At 71.9% G+C, this 16387-nt stretch carries 15 protein-coding genes and 4 pseudogenes; 8 read left to right on the top strand and 11 right to left on the bottom strand.

Annotated elements, in window-relative coordinates:
- The first annotated feature begins 143 nt into the window (after positions 1-143).
- The gene (locus B9S58_RS17875) at positions 144-1238 is read left to right on the top strand and encodes a DUF5925 domain-containing protein (RefSeq protein WP_103533178.1); all 1095 of its coding nucleotides are present in this window, start codon (positions 144-146) and stop codon (positions 1236-1238) included.
- Between the two features lie 39 nt (positions 1239-1277).
- On the opposite strand, the gene B9S58_RS17870 is transcribed toward B9S58_RS17875, so the two are convergent.
- Positions 1278-1652, bottom strand: a complete 375-nt coding sequence (locus tag B9S58_RS17870) for a GntR family transcriptional regulator (RefSeq protein ID WP_103533133.1) — start codon at positions 1650-1652, stop codon at positions 1278-1280.
- Positions 1653-1722: 70 nt separating this feature from the next.
- Between B9S58_RS17870 and B9S58_RS17865 the strand changes: the two genes are divergently transcribed.
- Both B9S58_RS17865 and B9S58_RS17860 read left to right on the top strand, forming a co-directional pair.
- Positions 1723-2640, top strand: coding sequence for a GNAT family N-acetyltransferase (locus B9S58_RS17865; protein ID WP_103533132.1), 918 nt, complete (start codon positions 1723-1725; stop codon positions 2638-2640).
- On the top strand, positions 2624-3133 hold the full coding sequence (locus tag B9S58_RS17860; protein WP_103533131.1) for a DUF402 domain-containing protein: 510 nt from the start codon (positions 2624-2626) through the stop codon (positions 3131-3133). The genes B9S58_RS17865 and B9S58_RS17860 overlap by 17 nt, the downstream gene beginning before the upstream one ends.
- Positions 3134-3289: 156 nt before the next feature.
- Here B9S58_RS17860 and B9S58_RS17855 read toward each other — a convergent pair whose 3' ends face one another.
- The 6 genes and pseudogenes from B9S58_RS17855 to B9S58_RS17835 all read right to left on the bottom strand — a co-directional run bounded on the left by B9S58_RS17855 (position 3290) and on the right by B9S58_RS17835 (position 7624).
- Positions 3290-3673 carry a hypothetical protein gene (locus B9S58_RS17855; RefSeq protein ID WP_103533130.1) on the bottom strand — a complete coding sequence of 128 codons (384 nt, stop codon included), beginning with the start codon at positions 3671-3673 and terminating at the stop codon, positions 3290-3292.
- A gap of 232 nt (positions 3674-3905) precedes the next feature.
- Positions 3906-5399, bottom strand: a complete 1494-nt coding sequence (locus tag B9S58_RS17850) for a trifunctional class I SAM-dependent methyltransferase/NUDIX hydrolase/VOC family protein (RefSeq protein WP_103533177.1) — start codon at positions 5397-5399, stop codon at positions 3906-3908.
- 13 nt (positions 5400-5412) lie between these two features.
- A pseudogene (locus B9S58_RS17845) lies at positions 5413-5855 on the bottom strand (tripartite tricarboxylate transporter permease); the annotation flags it as partial.
- A 35-nt stretch (positions 5856-5890) separates the two neighbouring features.
- Positions 5891-6016: pseudogene (locus B9S58_RS40240) on the bottom strand (tripartite tricarboxylate transporter permease); the annotation flags it as partial.
- A gap of 54 nt (positions 6017-6070) precedes the next feature.
- Positions 6071-6667 (bottom strand): tripartite tricarboxylate transporter TctB family protein, encoded by a 597-nt coding sequence (locus B9S58_RS17840; RefSeq protein ID WP_103533176.1) that lies wholly within the window; start codon positions 6665-6667, stop codon positions 6071-6073.
- Positions 6642-7624, bottom strand: a pseudogene (locus B9S58_RS17835) (Bug family tripartite tricarboxylate transporter substrate binding protein). The gene B9S58_RS17840 and the pseudogene B9S58_RS17835 overlap by 26 nt, the downstream one beginning before the upstream one ends.
- A 148-nt stretch (positions 7625-7772) precedes the next feature.
- Between B9S58_RS17835 and B9S58_RS17830 the strand changes: the two are divergent.
- Positions 7773-8425, top strand: a pseudogene (locus B9S58_RS17830) (response regulator).
- 49 nt (positions 8426-8474) lie between these two features.
- Here B9S58_RS17830 and B9S58_RS17825 read toward each other — a convergent pair.
- Entirely contained in the window at positions 8475-8885 is a 411-nt protein-coding gene (locus tag B9S58_RS17825; RefSeq protein WP_258044676.1) for a hypothetical protein, read from the bottom strand.
- Positions 8886-9206: 321 nt separating this feature from the next.
- Between B9S58_RS17825 and B9S58_RS17820 the strand changes: the two genes are divergently transcribed.
- Positions 9207-10271 (top strand): lytic polysaccharide monooxygenase, encoded by a 1065-nt coding sequence (locus B9S58_RS17820; RefSeq protein ID WP_103533129.1) that lies wholly within the window; start codon positions 9207-9209, stop codon positions 10269-10271.
- A 130-nt stretch (positions 10272-10401) separates the two neighbouring features.
- Here the strand turns inward: B9S58_RS17820 and B9S58_RS17815 are convergent, their stop codons facing one another.
- A complete protein-coding gene (locus tag B9S58_RS17815; protein ID WP_103533128.1) occupies positions 10402-11295 on the bottom strand; it encodes a triacylglycerol lipase in 894 nt (297 codons plus the stop codon).
- A 174-nt stretch (positions 11296-11469) separates the two neighbouring features.
- Complete coding sequence (locus B9S58_RS17810) at positions 11470-11760, bottom strand: hypothetical protein (protein ID WP_258044675.1); 291 nt, start codon at positions 11758-11760, stop codon at positions 11470-11472.
- Between the two features lie 218 nt (positions 11761-11978).
- On the opposite strand from B9S58_RS17810, the gene B9S58_RS17805 reads away from it, so the two are divergent.
- Positions 11979-12338, top strand: a complete 360-nt coding sequence (locus tag B9S58_RS17805; RefSeq protein WP_146063525.1) for a hypothetical protein — start codon at positions 11979-11981, stop codon at positions 12336-12338.
- A 91-nt stretch (positions 12339-12429) separates the two neighbouring features.
- Entirely contained in the window at positions 12430-13494 is a 1065-nt protein-coding gene (locus B9S58_RS17800; RefSeq protein ID WP_103533126.1) for a DUF3533 domain-containing protein, read from the top strand.
- A gap of 461 nt (positions 13495-13955) precedes the next feature.
- On the opposite strand, the gene B9S58_RS17790 is transcribed toward B9S58_RS17800, so the two are convergent.
- Complete coding sequence (locus tag B9S58_RS17790) at positions 13956-15041, bottom strand: S1 family peptidase (RefSeq protein ID WP_103533124.1); 1086 nt, start codon at positions 15039-15041, stop codon at positions 13956-13958.
- A gap of 428 nt (positions 15042-15469) precedes the next feature.
- Here B9S58_RS17790 and B9S58_RS17785 point away from each other — a divergent pair, with 428 nt between their 5' ends.
- Entirely contained in the window at positions 15470-16381 is a 912-nt protein-coding gene (locus tag B9S58_RS17785; protein WP_103533123.1) for an alpha/beta fold hydrolase, read from the top strand.
- Positions 16382-16387: the final 6 nt, after the last annotated feature.

The following is a 16387-nucleotide window of genomic DNA, read 5'->3' as shown; positions in this document are numbered from 1 at the left end:
CTTCCGTCCGCCCCCGGGATTTCAACGGGCGCTCTTTGACGGCCCCCTGTCGCCCCGTCGGTTCCCGGGCGCGCCGTCCGCGTCCCGCACGAGCCTGCGAAACCCGCGTGCACGGGGTGCCCCCGTACCGGATCATGGGCGCCATGCCTGACTCCCCCGAATCCGCTCTGCCGATCCGGCTCACCGTCGACGACAGCGATTCACCGTCCGACGTCGTCGACGCGCTCCTCCTCGGCCGCTTCGCGACGGGCGAGCAGCCGTACTCGCACAGTTCCTCCCTCGACCGGGTCAAGGCCGGGGCGACCCTGCTGCCGCCGGACGCCACGGTGTTGCGGACCGCCCGCGACGACGACCGCAGCGCGACGCTCGCGGAGGGCGATGGCTGGACGCTGCTGGCCTCCCGGTGGAACCGGGGCGCGGACGTCACGGTCACCGCGACCAGCGCGGAGCTGGCGGAGAACGTCCTCGGCCGGGCCACGGACGGGGCGCAGGACGAACCCGAGCCCCAGCCCGACAACGTGACCATGGGCTTCTGGTACGTCTCCCCGCGCCGCGGCCCGTACCGCACCACCCGCCGGATCACCGCCGGCAGCTGGGACGAGGTCCGCCCCAACTACACCGCTCCGGTGGCTGACGCCATGGGCCGGCTGATGGAGGTGACGCCGGACGACATCGCGGGCCGGCTGCTCCTGCTGCACGGCCCGCCCGGCACCGGCAAGACGTCAGCGCTGCGCACCCTGGCCCGTTCCTGGCGCGACTGGTGCCAGGTGGACTGCGTGCTGGACCCCGAGCGGCTCTTCAACGACGTCGGCTATCTGATGGACATCGCGATCGGTGAGGACGACGGCACGGCGAAGGGGCGGTGGCGGCTGCTCCTCCTGGAGGACTGCGACGAGCTGATCCGCGGCGAGGCCAAGCACACGGCGGGCCAGGCCCTGTCCCGGCTGCTGAACCTGACGGACGGTCTGCTGGGCCAGGGCCGCAACGTACTGGTGGGCGTCACCACCAACGAGGACCTGGAGCGGCTGCATCCGGCGGTCGTCCGGCCCGGCCGCTGCCTGGCCAGGATCGAGGTCGGACCGTTGACCCGTCAGGAGTCGGTGACCTGGCTGGGTACGGACGAAGGAGTGGGCCGGGAGGGCAATTCCCTGGCCGAGCTGTACGCGCTGCGCCGGGGCATCGGCCCCGCGTCGGTACCGAAGCAGGACGCGGGGGCCGACGCGGGCCTGTACCTGTGACAGCCGGTCACATCACCGCGCATACCGGCACGTGCCGCTTCAGTCCCCGTACGCGGCGCGTACCGCGTCCTTGGCCAGCGACAGGGCCTGCTGCCGGGTGAGGCCGAGCCGCTCCGCGGTCTCCGCGTACAGCTGTGCGGCGGTCGCCGCCCGCTGTTCGGCCGCTCCACCGGCGGCCGCGACGAAGGTTCCGTTGCGCCCCCGGGTCTCGATCACCCCGTCCGCCTCCAGGGCCCGGTAGGCCTTGGCCACGGTGTTGGCGGCGAGGCCCAGCTCCTCGGCGAAGCCGCGTACGGTCGGGAGCCGGTGGCCGACGGGCAGCACGCCGGAACGGGCCAGTCCGGAGAGCTGGGTGCGCAGTTGCTCGTACGGCGCGAGGCCGGAGTCCGGGTCGAGGACGATCTTGTCAGTCACGGGCCGATTCTCCCCCACCGGCGGAAAAAGGGGAGGCGTTCGGAGTGCGGCTACGCCTACGGTCCACCACATGACTGTGATCGTGCGTGATTTCCGGCCGTCCGACGCGGAGGCGTGGACCCACGCCCGCCGGGCCTCGGTCCCCCGGATGGTGGCCACCCCCGAACAGGTCGTCCACGACCTGGCCCACGCCCATCCGGACCGGCACTACCGGCTGCTGGTCGCCGAGGAGGACGGCGAGATCATCGCCACGGCGCAGGCGGGCATCGCCCATGAGAGTCCGGAGCCGGGGCAGGGGTACTTCACGCCGCAGACGCTTCCCGGCCGCACCAACCGCGGCGCGGGCTCGCTGCTGCTGCGCACGGCGGAGGAGCACCTGGCCGAGGCCGGGGCCACGGTCGTGTACGCATGGGTCCTGGACGACCCGGAGAGCCTGGAGTTCGCCCGTAGGCGGGGCTACCGGCCCAGCCGCTCCGCGCACTTCCAGCACCTCGACCTCGCCGGTGGAGTCCTGCCGCCGCGTCAGGAGCTCCCGGCAGGCGTCGAGCTGCGGCCCGGATCCGATTTCGCGGACGATCCCCGGCCGCTGTTCGAGGCGGACGCCGAGGTGACGGCCGACGAGCCGGGCGACATCACCTCCGAGCTGGCCGACTACGAGGACTGGCTGACGAACATCTGGCGGCACCCGGCCTTCGACCAGGGGCTCACCTCGGTGGCGCTGGTGGACGGGAAGGTGGCGGCGTTCAGCGCGGCCACCACCGACGGCCTGCGGACGTATCTGAGCGCCATGACCGGGACCCTGCGGGACTTCCGGGGGCGGGGCCTGGCCAAGCTGGCGAAGAACGACTCGCTGCACCGGGCACGGGCGGCCGGATACACCGACGCCTACACCGCCAACGACACCGGCAACGGCCCGATGCTGGCCGTCAACCAGTGGTTCGGCTACACGGTCTGCGCGACGGAGGTCCGCCATGTCCGCACCCTCTGAGCCCCGCGCGGACCGCCGGCGGGAGCTGGTCGTCGCGCTGAGCAAGGCGGGCCGCACCAAGATCAGGTATCCGGCGGAGCTGGTCAGGGACGACGGCGTCCGCGTCACCGTCCGGGCGCCGTGGGCCGCGCCCGGGGTGCGGGACTTCGGCTTCGTCCGGTTCGAGCCGGGCGACGTCCTCACCGAGCACTACTGGCGGGACCGGTGGTTCGCGGTGAAGGAGGTCCGCACCGGTGACAGCGTGCTCAAGGGCTGGTACTGCGACATCACCCGGCCCGCCGTGCTGGCCGACGGGGTGCTGGCGGTCGAGGACCTGGATCTGGACCTGTGGGTGCCGGCCGACGGCTCGTCGGTCCTGCGGCTGGACGAGGACGAGTTCGAGGAGAGCGGCCTGGCCGGACGCGATCCGGCGGCGGCCGGGGCGGCGGTGGCGGCCCTGGACGAACTGGAACGCCTGGCCCGGACGGAGGGGCTGACCGGCCTGCTCGGCTGACCGGTCAGCCCCGCCTGCCCGGCAGCTCCCCGTACGCCTCAGGGGCGAGGCTCGTACGAACCGCCGGGCGCCTCAGGGGCGGTGCCGCATGACTGCCCCCCATCCACAGCAACCAATGGCCAACGCTCCGGCGCATGGAGGTTCACGGAGCAGCCCTCAGCCCTGCGGGCGCGCGTCTGGCCCGTCGCGACGGGCCAGACGGGAAAGAAGCTTGGCGTACACCATGGTCGCCGCCGCGATGACGGTCGCCATGACTGCCAGCGCGAGGATGCCCAGCAGCGCGGGCCACTGCCGCAGCTCGCTGCGGCACAGGACGGCATCGGACGGCGGGCCGGCCAACGGGCTCCGGCACATCGCTCCGGACCCGGACTCGGGGCCGTAGTCGGCGAGCATCAGGAACGCGAACCATGCCCAGATCGCCAGGGCCAGGAACAGCCACGCGATCGACCAGGCGTCGAACCGGCGGGCATCTCGCCGGGTCTGCTCCGATACGGCGTCCGCCGGGGCGGGCGCCGGTGGCGTGGTCTCGTCAGCTGTCATTTCTCCCCCTGACCATCCATGAACGCACACCAGTCCATCACGGACAGCACACCGGGAGAGCGGCGGCCCCCGCTGCCACGACGGCACCTCTGAAGTGCACGGACGGGCTCCGACGTCCTCTTCGGGCAGCTGGGTGCGCCCGAACGGCGCCTGCACGACGTCGCGGACGCGTCGCGGACCGGCTTCCGGCCGAGCGCGATCCGGCGGCGGCTCGTACGAACCGCCGGGCGGCTCAGGGGCGGGGCCGGGAGTCGGCGACGAGCTCCACCTGGTACCCCGCCGGGTCCTCCAGATAGGCGGCGTGGTGACCGTCGCCGCCCGCGTGCGGATGGCGGTCGGGGAACAGCAGCCGCCAGCCGTATCCCGGGGCCTCGGCGACCAGGGCGTCGAGGGCGGCCCGGTCCGCCAGGTGGAACGCCAGGTGGTTGAGCCCGGGGCGGCGGCGGTCGTGGCCGCCGGCGACCAGGTCGGGGGACTGCTCCAGCACGACGTACGTGTCGCCGCGCCGCCAGCTACGGCCGTGGGCCCAGTGCTGGTACGGGACATGGCCGAGCCGGCCCAGCAGCCAGCCCCAACCGCGCTCCGCCTGCGCGAGGTCCGCCACCCACAGCTCGATGTGGTGGACCCGGCCGGTGGTCTCCCCGGCGGCGGGCAGCGGGACGGCCCGGCCGACGCCGCCCGGGACGTACACGATCGGCTCCCCGTCCCGGTGCCAGTGGAGCATGAAGTGCTCGCCCGCACGGTAGCCGTCCAGGCCCGCACGGCAGTACGCGACCATGTCGTCCGGCAGCGCGGCCAGCGGGAACCAGGCCAGCTCGGAGCACTTCTCCGGCTCCGCGTTGCGCGGCGGGCGCTCCGGGTCGTACTCCGCGACGAAGAACCAGCCCATGCGCGCCCCGCCGCCGGGGCCCCGGTGCTGCATCACGAGGGCCACCCGCAGCTCCTCGGGCTCCAGATCGAGGCCGATCTCCTCGGCGGCCTCCCGGATCACCGCCTCGCGGACGTCCTCGCCGTCCTCCGCGTGGCCGGAGGGCAGGTGGAGCAGTCCGTCCGCATACCCGGTGTCGGAACGGCGGGCCAGCAGGACGTCCGGGCCGCGGCGCAGGATCAGGTGGACGTCGACGACCTCGGAGTGCCGGTGCGGCGGCATCGCGCGGGCGACCAGCGCATAGCGCTCGTCGTCGACCTTCTTGCCCCACAGCCGGCTGTCGGGGGCCAGGTCCTCGTGGTGGATGCGCTCGGTGTGCGCGGACAGCAGGGCGGTGAGGGCGGCGGCGGACAGACCGGCGCCGCCCCACACCCCTTCGACGAGAACGAGTCGCCCGCCCGGCTTCAGCAGGCCGAACCAGTGCTCCAGGGCCGCCGCCGGGTCGGGCAGCAACCAGACGACATGCCGGGCCACGACGACGTCGAACGCCCGCTCCCCGACCGGGGGCCGGGCGGCGTCCCCGACGAGCACCTCCGCGCCGGTCCCGGCGAGCTTGGCACGGGCCCGATCGGCCATGCGGGGCGAGCGGTCGACGGCGGTGACGCGGTGGCCCTGGCCGGCGGCGAGCAGGGAGAGGCTGCCGGTGCCGCACCCCAGGTCCAGCACATCACCGCGGGTGGCGGGCAGCCAGCTCTCCAGCCGCCCGGCCCAGGCGTCGCGCACCGCGGGGTCGAGGAGCCCGTGGTCGGGCTCCTCGTCGAAGGATCCGGCAGCCGCGTCCCAGTCGATCGTGGTCATGGTGCCGATGCTCTCAGCCACCACTGACAGTGCGGGACTCCTCTGCCGCATTCCGGCCACCGCGCAGCCGTACGACCGGCCGACCGATCAGCGGCCAGGCCACGATCAGCACCACGATCGCGTAGACCGTGACGGAGAACGGGGTGTTGACCAGGCCGGACACGTTCCCGTCGCTGATCTGGAGCGTGCGGCGCAGCTGCTGTTCGGCGGCCGGGCCGAGGATCACCCCGATGACGGCCGGCAGCACCGGCGGCCCGTAGCGCCGCATCCCGAACCCGATCGGGCCGATGACCAGGAGGATCAACAGGTCGAGGGACTCGCCGCCGACCGCGTACGCGCGACGGCGGCGAAGAAGAGGATGCCCGCGTGCGGATAGGGGCGCGGGATCCGCAGGAGCTTCGCCCAGACGGGGGCGAGCGGGAGGTTGAGAGCGAGCAGCAGCACCATGATGGCGAAGTGGTCGGGGCGCCGATACCGATGGTGAGGGAGGCGACGGTCGGGGCGAGTCCGTAGGTCACCGGGAGCAGCAGCGCCACGGCCATCGCCGGGCCGATGCCGGGGAGCACACCGATCGCGGTGCCGAGCAGGACGCCGATCGCGGCCCGGAGCAGGTTCATCGGGGTGAGCCCCGTACCGAAGCCGTCGATGAGGGAGTTGAGGGAATCCATCGGTCAGAGCATCCCCATCAGCGGGCCGCCCGGAAGGGGGACACCGAGCAGGTTGTCGAAGACGAAGTAGGTGGCGAGGGAGATGCCGGCGGCGATGAGCGGGTCACGGCCGTGGGGCCGGCTGCCGAGCGCGTAGGCGGAGCCCCAGAAGAGCAGTGCCCCGGCGATCGGGAAGCCGAGAGGGCCGATCAGGACGGCGGCGGCGAGGAAGATCCCGGTGAGCAGGAGGACGGTGCGCCAGTCGGCCGGTTCGTCGAGGTCGACGTGCTCGCCGCCCTCCGCCTCGCCGCGTCCGCCGCGCAGGACTTCGCCGGCGAGCAGGACGGAGATGAGGAGGAACAGACCGCCGATGACGAAGGGGACGGTCCGGGGACCGACGGGGCCGCGCTGGGCGATGTCGACGCTCATGGTGGAGGCGTCGGTGAGGACGAGCGCGCCGAGCGCGAACAGCAGGACGCAGGCGCCGAGTTCGAAGTGGCCGCGCAGCCAGGAGAGAGTGGTGTTCCCCTCCTGAGCGGCCCCTTCCGCTGGATCGGTGGCCGGCTGCCCTGCGGGGAGTCGGTGGGTTCGGTGGTCACAGCCCCAGCTCCTTGAGGACAGTGGCGACCCGCTGGTCCTGCTCGTCGAGGAAGTCGCCGAAGGGTTCACCGATGAGGAGGGCGTCGTCCCAGCCGTGCCGCTTCATCGACTCCTTCCACTGCTTCGAGCCGTGGAGTTCGCGGAACAGGCCGGTGAGCTTGTCGCGTTCGGCCGTCGAGAGGCCGGGCGGGGCGACGATGCCACGCCAGTTGGTGAACTCGGTGTCGAGTCCGGCTTCACGCAGGGTGGGAGCGTCGAGGCCCGGCACCCGCTTCGGGCCGGTCACGGCGAGCAGCCGCAGTTCGCCGGCCTCGATCTGGTCGCGGTACTCGCTGAGGCCGGAGACTCCGAAGCCGACCTTGTTGCCGAGGATGGAGGCGAGGAGTTCGCCGCCGCCGTCGAACGGGACGTAGTCGACCGTCCTCGGGGCGATGCCGGCGGCCTGCGCCATGAGCATCGGGGCGAGGTGGTCCGGGCCGCCGGGCGAGGAACCGCCGCCGACCAGGACGCGGGCCGGGTCCTTCTTCCAGGCGACGAGGAAGTCGGCGATGGTGCGGTACGGGGAGTCCTTGGACACGACGACGATGTCCGGCTCCTCGGTGAGCCGGGCGATCGGGGTGGTGTCGGCCAGGGTGGTCGGAGACTTGCTGGTGTGGACGGCTCCGACGACGCCGAGGCCCATGGAGAGCGCGAGCTTGCCGTTGCCGTCTTCGCCGACGAGCCGGGTCAGGCCGACCGTTCCGCCGGCGCCCGGCAGGTTGAACACCTCGATGTTGTGGGTGAGTCCGGCGTCCTCGGCGTTCTTGGCCATGGTGCGCGCGGTGATGTCGTCGCCGCCGCCGGGGTGTTGGGGACCATGAAGCGGAGCCCGGGAATCCGGTTACCGGCGTCCGTGCCGTCGCCGGTGGAGAGCAGGGGCGGCCCGACCACCACCAGCAACGCGGCCCCGAGAAGGGCGAGGAGAGTGCGCAGTCGCACAGGTTCCGCCTTTCACTGTGAAGTGGCCCACATGTTGCCTGCGCGTTGAGGAGCTGTCTCTCTTCCGGTATCAACGGACGGTGTGGTCATTGCGGTCGCGGCCTAGCGTGGCGGCGTGACAACTGTGCTGGTGGTGGACGACGACTTCATGGTCGCGAAACTACACAGCCGCTATGTGTCCGCCATGGACGGCTTCGCGGTCGTCGGGGTGGCGCACAACGGGGCCGACGCCGTGCGGGCCGCTGAGAGGTTGCGCCCCGATCTGGTGCTGCTGGACATCTATCTGCCCGATATGGACGGGATCGGGGTGCTGCGCGCGTTGCGCGCCGCTGAGGAGCGGGACGCCTCACGCCCCACCACGGACGCCCTGTTCATCACGGCGGCCCGGGACGCGGGGGTGATCCGGGCGGCGCTGCGGGCGGGGGCACTGCACTATCTGATCAAGCCGTTCAGCCGGTCCGCCCTCCAGGAGCAGCTGCGCCATGTCGCCTCGCTGCGCACCCGCCTGGATGAGCTGGGAGAGGCCCGCCAGGAGGACGTCGGCCAGATCTTCGGCACCCGCCCGCCCGGCTCGCGCGAGCTGCGAAGGGCCTGGCCGCCCCCACGGCCAAGCTGGTGGAACGCACCCTGCGGGGACGCCCCGAGGGCCTGTCGGCCTCGGAGTGCGCCGAGGCGGGGGCGCTGTCCCGGGTGAGCGCGCGCCGTTACCTGGAGTACTTCGCCTCCACCGGCCGCGCCGAGGTGACCCTGCGCTACGAAGGAACGGGCCGCCCCGAACGCCGCTACCGCTGGAAGGGCTGAGACCTCGTGGGACACCGCCGGCAACCGGACGCCCGCTGACCACGCACCCTCAGGAGGTGCCTCCGGCGCTCCGCTCCTCCCAGGTGCCGCGCACGATCGCGTGGGCACGCCGGAAACGGTGGTCGGGGTCCTCCACCAGGTCGACGGGTGCCTGGAGCGTCACGGCACGGCTGTCCTGGCGGATGAGCTGGATGAAGGTGCGGGCGCTCGGCCCCCGGCCGGTCCGCACAGTGGTGACGGTCCGTATCTCCTCCCAGCGGCACACCTGCCGGGTGGGCCACACTCCGGTGGTGAACCCGCCCTCGTCGATACGGGTCCCCGCGGCGGCCTTGCGCCACGAGTGCACCGCCCCCGCCACGACCGGCAGACAGAGGAGAGCCGCCACCCACTGGGGCAGAGCGGGATCGCTGCCCGCGCCCAGGTACAGGACGGCTAGGGCGTAGATCGCCAGCCACCCCACGGCGACCCACCGCTACAGCCACCGCTGGGCGGGAAGCACGGCGTACTCCAGCGGCAGGCTCTCGTCCCGCGCCGCCTCGTCCTCGCCCCATCGGCCGGCCATCGCCGTTCCCCCCTCCCCCGTCGGGCCTCTGCGCCCTTCGCCGTCGAGTATCGCGCACCCCCCTTCCTGAGCCCTCTCCTAACCGCTCCTTAAAGAGACCATAAGGATCGCCATCACCCCGTCCCAACAGGCCTTTTCGACCTTCCGAGCGGCTAGCTTGCTGATCGCCACCCCCCAACAGCTGTGCCGTAGCAGTGCCGTTCAGAAGGAGATCCATCCATGACCGCTCGTCGCAAGGCCGCCGGGATCCTCGCCCTCGGTTTCGCACCGCTCGCACTGGCCGGGCTGACCGCCGCCCCGGCCGTCGCGCACGGTTCGCTCACCGACCCGGTGAGCCGGGTGTCCGCGTGCTTCGCGGAGGGTCCGGAGAGCCCGAAGTCGGCGGCGTGCCGGGCGGCGGTCGCGGCGGGTGGGACCCAGGCACTGTACGACTGGAACGGGGTGAACATCGCCAACGCGGCGGGCAAGCACCGTGAGCTGATCCCGGACGGCAAGCTGTGCAGCGCGGCCAACGACAAGTTCAAGGGGCTCGACCTCCCGCGCGCCGACTGGCCGGCGACCGCGATGTCGGCGGGCGAGCACACCTTCCGGTTCCGCGCGACGGCTCCGCACAAGGGCTCGTTCGAGCTGTACATGACGAAGCCCGGTTACGATGCGGCGAAACCGCTGGCCTGGTCCGACCTGGAGGCGAAGCCCTTCGCCGAGGTCACCGACCCGGCGCTGGAGAACGGCTCGTACGTCTTCGACGGGACGATCCCCGAGCGCTCCGGGCGGCAGCTGGTCTACACGATCTGGCAGCGCTCCGACTCCCCAGAGGCGTTCTACGCCTGCTCAGACGTGACGTTCGGCGGCGCTTCGGCGGGCGGCGGGGCGGAGAAGGAGGACGGGAAGGGGCAGCAGGGTTCCGGCGGTGACTCCGGTGCCGAGGCTCCGGCGCCGGCCCCCTCCGCGCCGTCCGAGGACGCGATCGCCGAGGGTTCCGAGAAGTCGTCGGTCGAGCACAACGGCCACGGAGACGACGACGCGAACACCGGGGCGAAGGTCAACGCCGCCGCTCCGGCCGGCGAGGACGAAGTCACGGACAAGGCGAGGGGCGAGGCCAAGGGCAACGCCCCGGAGGTCAACGCGGCGGGCACCGAGGAGGTGCTTGCCGAGACGGGCGGTTCCGGCAGCAGCACGTACCTGGCGCTCGGGGGTGCCGGGGTCCTCGCCGCCGGTGCGGCCGTGCTGTTCGCCTCTCAGCGGCGACGGGCCGCCGCGGCGACGGGCCGCCACAGCAGCTGACCGCCGCAGCACCCCCCTTCGTACCCCTGCCGCGTCCCTCCGGGACGTCGGGCGCGGCAGGCCGTGACGGGCCGGGGTCCGCCGTCCGCCCCATCGGACGCCGGGCCCCGGCCCGTCGTTGCGCGGTGGGTCAGCCGATGACCGAGAAGCAGGTGGTCGGGGTGGCGCGGGCCGGGTCGAGGGCGTTGGCCACTTCGTGGAAGGCGATGCGGTCGATGGTCCCGATCGCCACGTGCTCGGACAGGTCGAGCGGGCACAGGTCCTGGAGGAGGACGTTGCGTACGTTCGGGCCGTCCAGGTACTGCGTGCGGTACGGGGTCACGACCTGGTCGTACTTGGTCGCGATGACGGTGTAGCGGACGCCGGGGACGGTGTCGCCGCCCGCCGTGAGCTTGGTGATGAAGGGCGATCCGGCGACCTGGTCGGCGAGTCCGGGGGTCTTGTCGCTGATGAACTTCTCGACGCCGGGGAAGAACGGCAGCAGCTTGGTGAGGCCGAGCAGCGTGGTGCCGTGGTTGTCCGGGGCGACGCCGACGAGGGCGTTGACCTTGTCGGCGCCGCCGAGGAACTTCAGGTAGTAGTTCGGCATCATGCCGCCCTGGGAGTGGCCGACGAGGTCGGCCTTCGGGGCTCCGGTGGCGGCGAGCACCTTGTCGACGAACACGTCGAGCTGTTCGGCGGACTTGTCGATGGGTCCGAGGCCGTGGAAGAACGGCACGCCGGGGAGCTGACCGTAGTCGAGGGAGAAGACGCAGTAGCCCCGGTTGACCAGGTAGGGGGCGAGGACCAGCCAGTTGTCGATCGAGTTCCCGAAGGTTCCGTGGACCAGGACGACGGGGCGGGGATGGGCGGCGGAGGGCTTGCAGGAGTAGTCGTTCCAGCCACGCGATGTGGCCGCGGCGGCGGCCGGGGAAGCCGCGTTCGCGGTCGCCGCGGGGGCGACGAGAACGGTGAGGGAGAGGAGCAGGGCGGCGAGCAGGCTGCGCGCGCGGGGAACGCGCGCAGCACGGATCCAGGGCAGCATCGTGTGGTCTCCTTGCGGCTCAAGGGAGGTGCGATGGCGGTGCGCCCTGTGGCCCGGACCACAAGCTTTATGTGCTCATGCCAAATTACGCACGAGTAAGGTGGAGAGGGAAGTTACGCGTCGGTAAAAACTGCCGCGACCTCACCGCAGATCGAGTAACGGGGTGATGGGCGGTCAGGACGCCGCCCTCCCCGCAGTGGACGCCGCCTCTCCCGTCTCGTCCGCCTCCCCTCCGTCGTCCGCGCGCGCCACGTTCCGGAGCAGCACCGTGGCCGTGACGGCCAGCGCGAGCATGACCGGTACGGCCCCCATCGCGATCCGGGCAAGGCCCTGCGCGAAGGAGTCCCGCGCCGCGGCGATGAGTTGAGCCGCTGTCCGCTCGGGCGGCTCGCCGGCGGCTTCGAGGGTCGCGGGCAGGTTGTCGGTGGCCGTCTCGCGGGCGGATGCGGGTACGCCGTCCGGCACCGAACCGGCCGTCCCGCCGCGTCAGGCGCCGTTCAGCACACTGCCGAGCACCGCGATGCCGAGGAGAGCACGGGCCACGATCAGCGTTTCCGCGGTGGGCGCGTAGGCGGCGAGCACCGAAGCGAAGCCGAAGGCCACCACGCTCTGAGTACCTCACGCATCCGTACCGAGCATCCGGACCGACGCGGCGGGCAGCGGAAACCGCGTTGGATCGAGGCATGAACACAACAGCACCGCAGCCCGCGCGCCCGGCCGTGAACTCCCCCGCGGTCCAGGAATCCCCCGCCACGGACCGCACGTGCTTCCGGTCCGGCCTGAGCGCCGGCCTCTTCGTACCCGCCGCGCTGTTCGCGGGACTGCTGGCCCTCAGTACCGAACGGGCGGGGTGCTGCCTGACGTACGGGGACCGGTGCGGCGATTCACTGCCCGGCTGGCTGTTCGGCTGGAGCCTCACCCTGGCTGTCATCGCCTGCGTCGTCGCCCTGGCGGCGACCGCCGTGCGCGTGCGCCGAGCGGCGTTCGCCATCCAGCTCCTCGCGGAGTTCGTGGCGCTGACGGTGATCCTCAGCCACACCTGACCCGCGACCGGCCCTGCTCCACCGGATGTCCCCTACGCCGTTCGGCCCCGCCCCGCCTGCGCGAACACCGCCCCGCCCGGACGGTGGAGGCATGACTTTCGTCGACGAGGTGAAGAACGCCGTCACCCCACGGGCCGCCCTGCTCGTCATCGGTGTGCTCGGACTGCAACTGCTGTTCATCGCGTCCTACGTCGGAGCGCTGCACAAGCCGAAGCCGACGGATGTCGCCTTCGGGGTGGTGGCCCCGCAGCAGATGTCCCAACAGCTCGTCGACCGGCTGGAGGGACTCCCCGGCGGACCGCTGGACCCCCGCACGGTGAGCAGTGCGGCCGAGGCACGCGAGCAGATCATGAACCGCGACATCGACGGCGCCCTGATCGTCTCACCGGAAGGCCGCACCGACACCCTGCTGGTCGCGTCCGGCGGCGGAACCGCTCTGGCCACCTCCCTGGAGCAGATCCTCACCGAGGTCGACGCCTCCCAGCAGCGGAGCGTGCGGACCGTGGACGTCGCCCCGGCCTCCGGCGAGGACTTCAACGGGCTCTCGTCCTTCTATCTGGTCGTCGGCTGGTGCGTGGGCGGCTACCTCTGCGCCTCGATCCTGGCGATCAGCTCCGGCGCCAAGCCCGCCAACCGGCAGCGCGCGGCGATCCGGACCGGCGCCATGGCCCTGTACTCGGTCGTGGGCGGCATCGGCGGCGCGATCATCATCGGCCCGGTCCTCGGCGCACTGCCGGGCAGCTTCTGGGGGCTGGCCGGCCTGGGCGCCCTGGTCGTCTTCGCTGTCGGCATGACCACGCTCGCACTGCAGGCTCTCACCGGCATCGTCGGCATCGGCCTGGCCGTCCTCATCATCGTCATCGCGGGCAACCCGAGCGCGGGCGGCGCCTTCCCGCTGCCGATGCTCCCGGACTTCTGGCGGGCGATCGGCCCGGCCCTCCCCCCGGGCGCGGGTACCTGGGTGGCCCGCTCGATCGCCTACTTCCACGGCAACGCGGTCACCGGGCCACTTCTGGTGCTCTCCGCCTGGGCGGCCGTCGGCACGGCGCTGACCCTGCTGCTGTCGATGCGGGAGCGGACGGAGGGGGATCCGGCGGAAACCACGGCTACGGCCGCCGCCCCCGCACCGGGCACCGGCGGGTCGACCGCAGCCTGAACCGGACCCGCCCTCTCCGCTCCCTTCCTCCCCCTCTTCGCTCTCTTCACCCGGGATCACCCGAGATGATCCGCGATCGATCGTGATGATCCCCCATGGGGCCGCCCTGATGGCGGCCCCACCCGACGTGCGCCCCAATTCTTGATGTCCGGTCAGTGCGACACCTAAGAATGACAGGTACATGGCGACATGTAGGAGCGGCCTCGTACCACCCGACGAGGAGCACGGTCAGGACCACCACTCCTTTCACCCCCACGGAGGTCGTTCATGCGTCGTCGATTCACGGTTCCGCTCGCCGCGGTCGCCCTGTCGCTCCCGCTCACCCTGATCACCGCCGGTTCCGCCCAGGCCGCCCCCGCCGACAAGCACGGAAGCCGGCAATCCGTCCCAGGCCGCCTGAGCACGGGAAGGGCCCCCGGTGAACCGGGGGCCCTTCCTTACCGCGCTCGTGCGCCGGCGCGTCAGCCGATCTCGGCGCCGTAGGCGGCCAGCGCCTCCGGTACCGGCTGGAAGAAGGTCGTGCCGCCCGAGGAGCAGTTGCCACTGCCGCCCGAGGTCAGGCCGAGCGCGGTGTCGCCCGCGAAGAGGGCGCCGCCGCTGTCGCCCGGCTCGGCGCAGACCGTCGTCCGGATGAGGCCGTTGACGATGTCGCCGTTGCCGTAGTTGACCGTGGCGTCCAACGCGGTGACCTCACCGTCGTGCACCTGGGTGGTGGAGCCGCTGCGGGTGACCGCCTGGCCGACCGTCGCGTCGCCCGCCCGGGTGATCTCCTGGGCGGAGCCGTCGTAGAGGTTGACCTCGCTCGGGTGCGCGATGTCCGACGTGTACTTGACCAGGCCGTAGTCGTTCTCCGGGAAGCTGGAGCCCTCGTTCGCCCCGATCTCCGAGCCGCCCCGGGTGTCCGACCAGCTGGTGACCGACTCGGTGCAGTGGCCGGCGGTCAGGAAGTACGGCTCGCCGTCCTTGATCACGTTGAAGCCGAGCGAACAGCGGGAGCCGGAGCCCAGGATCGCGTCACCCCCCGCGATCAGCGGCTTGAACTCGCCTGCGGTCCTGTTGAGTTCGGCCGAGCCGCCGAGACCCTCGACCACGGCCGAGAGCTTCTTCCAGGCCGCGCCGTCGACCGTGCTGTCAGCGGTGACGAGCACCTTGTTGGTCACCGGGTCGACCGCCCAGGAGGTGCCCGGGATCGTCGCCCTGTCGGTGAGGGTCTGCCGGGCCGACTTCAGCTCGGCGAGGGAGTTCTCCACGATTCTGGCCTTACCGCCCGCCTGGCGGACCTGCTCGGCGCCGGCCTCGTCGACGACGTTCACGACGAGGGCCTTCGCCGTGCTGTCGTAGTACGAGCCCGCCGCGTCCGCGCCCAGGTCGCGGTCCAGGGAGGTGGCCAGCTTTCCGGCCGCGTCCGCGCTGAGGTTCTTGGCCGTGAACTCCGGCACATCGGAACCGGCGTTCGCAGTCCGGAACGTGAATCCCGCTGCGACCAGTGCGACGACGGCTGAGCCGGCCAGCGTCGCGCGCTTCCTGGATATGCGTCGATGCTTCAACTTCGACCTCCTGTGGGGGCCGTGCACGGAGCAAGTGGGGTGCTCGTACACGGAGGATGGGGCGCTCACTATGCCGAGGCGGGGAAACGCGCACAAGGCCGGCTTCCAGACGTGCACACGGCGGCGACGCTTCGCACGCGAGGCGTTCACCTACCCCGGGCCATGCCACGTCGGTTCCGATCGCGAACACCCCGCGCAACTGTCGATGGCCCCTGGGTGAGGACTAGTCCTGTCCGGTATTCGCCTTGCTGGTCCGGATGGTGTGCCCACCCGTCCGGATACCGACGGAAACCGTCCACCCGGGAGCCTCCAGGACCTTCGCAGTTCCCCCATCTCCTCATCGGCGAACAGTCCCCGTAACGCCTCTGATGGTTCATCATCGAAAAGGCGGCACGCGCCGGCCGGATGACCGAGCGGAGGAGGTACGGGTGCGCAATCGGGTGCTCGCGGCGGACGGGCGGCATCTGATGGTGGAGCGGATGGGGGATCCACGGGGAAGACCGGTCTTCCTCCTCCACGGCACTCCGGGCAGCAGGCTCGGACCCGCTCCCCGCGGCATGGTGCTGTACCAGCGCCATACGCAGTTGATCACCTACGACCGCCCGGGGTACGGCGGCAGCGACCGGCACGAGGGCCGCCGGATCAAGGACGTCGCCGAGGACGTCCGGGCCATCGCCGACTCGTTGGGTCTTGAGCGGTTCGCCGTGGTGGGCCGCTCCGGCGGAGCCCCGCACGCCCTGGCCTGCGCGGCGCTGATGCCGGAACGGATCACCCGGACCGCGGCCCTGGTCAGTCTCGCGCCCCCGGACGCGGCCGGTCTCGACTGGTTCGACGGGATGACCGCGTCCAACGTGGACGCCTACTCCACGGCGGCCGCCGATCCGGACGGGTTCGCGGAGACCTTCACCATCCGCTCGGACCAGATCCGGCAGGACCCGGTCCGGCTCCTGGACGATCTGCGCCGTGAGCTGACCGACTCCGACCGGGTGGTGGTCAACGACGCGGGGATCCGGTCCATGCTGCTGCGCAACTACAGCGAAGGGCTGCGCACCTCGGCGCACGGCTGGATCGACGACGCCATCGCGTTCTGCAGCCCCTGGGGGTTCGAGCCCGCCCGGATCACCGGCAAGGTGCTGCTCTGGCACGGGATGAAGGACGTCTTCGCCCCGGTCGGCCACTCCCGCTGGCTGGCCGGGCAGATCCCGGGCGCCACCGCCGTACTCGAACCGAAGGCAGCCCACTTCGACGCGTTCCCCATGCTCCCCCGCGTCCTCGACTGGCTGGTGGACGAGCGGGCGCACCCGGACGGAACACTGCCGACCGCCGTGCCGGGAGGGTGAGCCCTC

Origin of the sequence: Streptomyces sp. SM11 (assembly GCF_002910905.1) — a bacterium.
Classification (GTDB): domain Bacteria; phylum Actinomycetota; class Actinomycetes; order Streptomycetales; family Streptomycetaceae; genus Streptomyces.
This window is presented reverse-complemented; position numbering and strand designations above follow the sequence as displayed.

Bases quoted from the DNA above. Each gene is read 5' to 3' on its own strand.
- B9S58_RS17875 (WP_103533178.1), top strand. From the start codon at position 144: ATGCCTGACTCCCCCGAATCCGCTCTGCCGATCCGGCTCACCGTCGAC.
- B9S58_RS17865 (WP_103533132.1), top strand. From the start codon at position 1,723: ATGACTGTGATCGTGCGTGATTTCCGGCCGTCCGACGCGGAGGCGTGG.
- B9S58_RS17860 (WP_103533131.1), top strand. From the start codon at position 2,624: ATGTCCGCACCCTCTGAGCCCCGCGCGGACCGCCGGCGGGAGCTGGTC.
- B9S58_RS17855 (WP_103533130.1), bottom strand. From the start codon at position 3,673: ATGACAGCTGACGAGACCACGCCACCGGCGCCCGCCCCGGCGGACGCC.
- B9S58_RS17850 (WP_103533177.1), bottom strand. From the start codon at position 5,399: ATGACCACGATCGACTGGGACGCGGCTGCCGGATCCTTCGACGAGGAG.
- B9S58_RS17820 (WP_103533129.1), top strand. From the start codon at position 9,207: ATGACCGCTCGTCGCAAGGCCGCCGGGATCCTCGCCCTCGGTTTCGCA.
- B9S58_RS17815 (WP_103533128.1), bottom strand. From the start codon at position 11,295: ATGCTGCCCTGGATCCGTGCTGCGCGCGTTCCCCGCGCGCGCAGCCTG.
- B9S58_RS17805 (WP_146063525.1), top strand. From the start codon at position 11,979: ATGAACACAACAGCACCGCAGCCCGCGCGCCCGGCCGTGAACTCCCCC.
- B9S58_RS17800 (WP_103533126.1), top strand. From the start codon at position 12,430: ATGACTTTCGTCGACGAGGTGAAGAACGCCGTCACCCCACGGGCCGCC.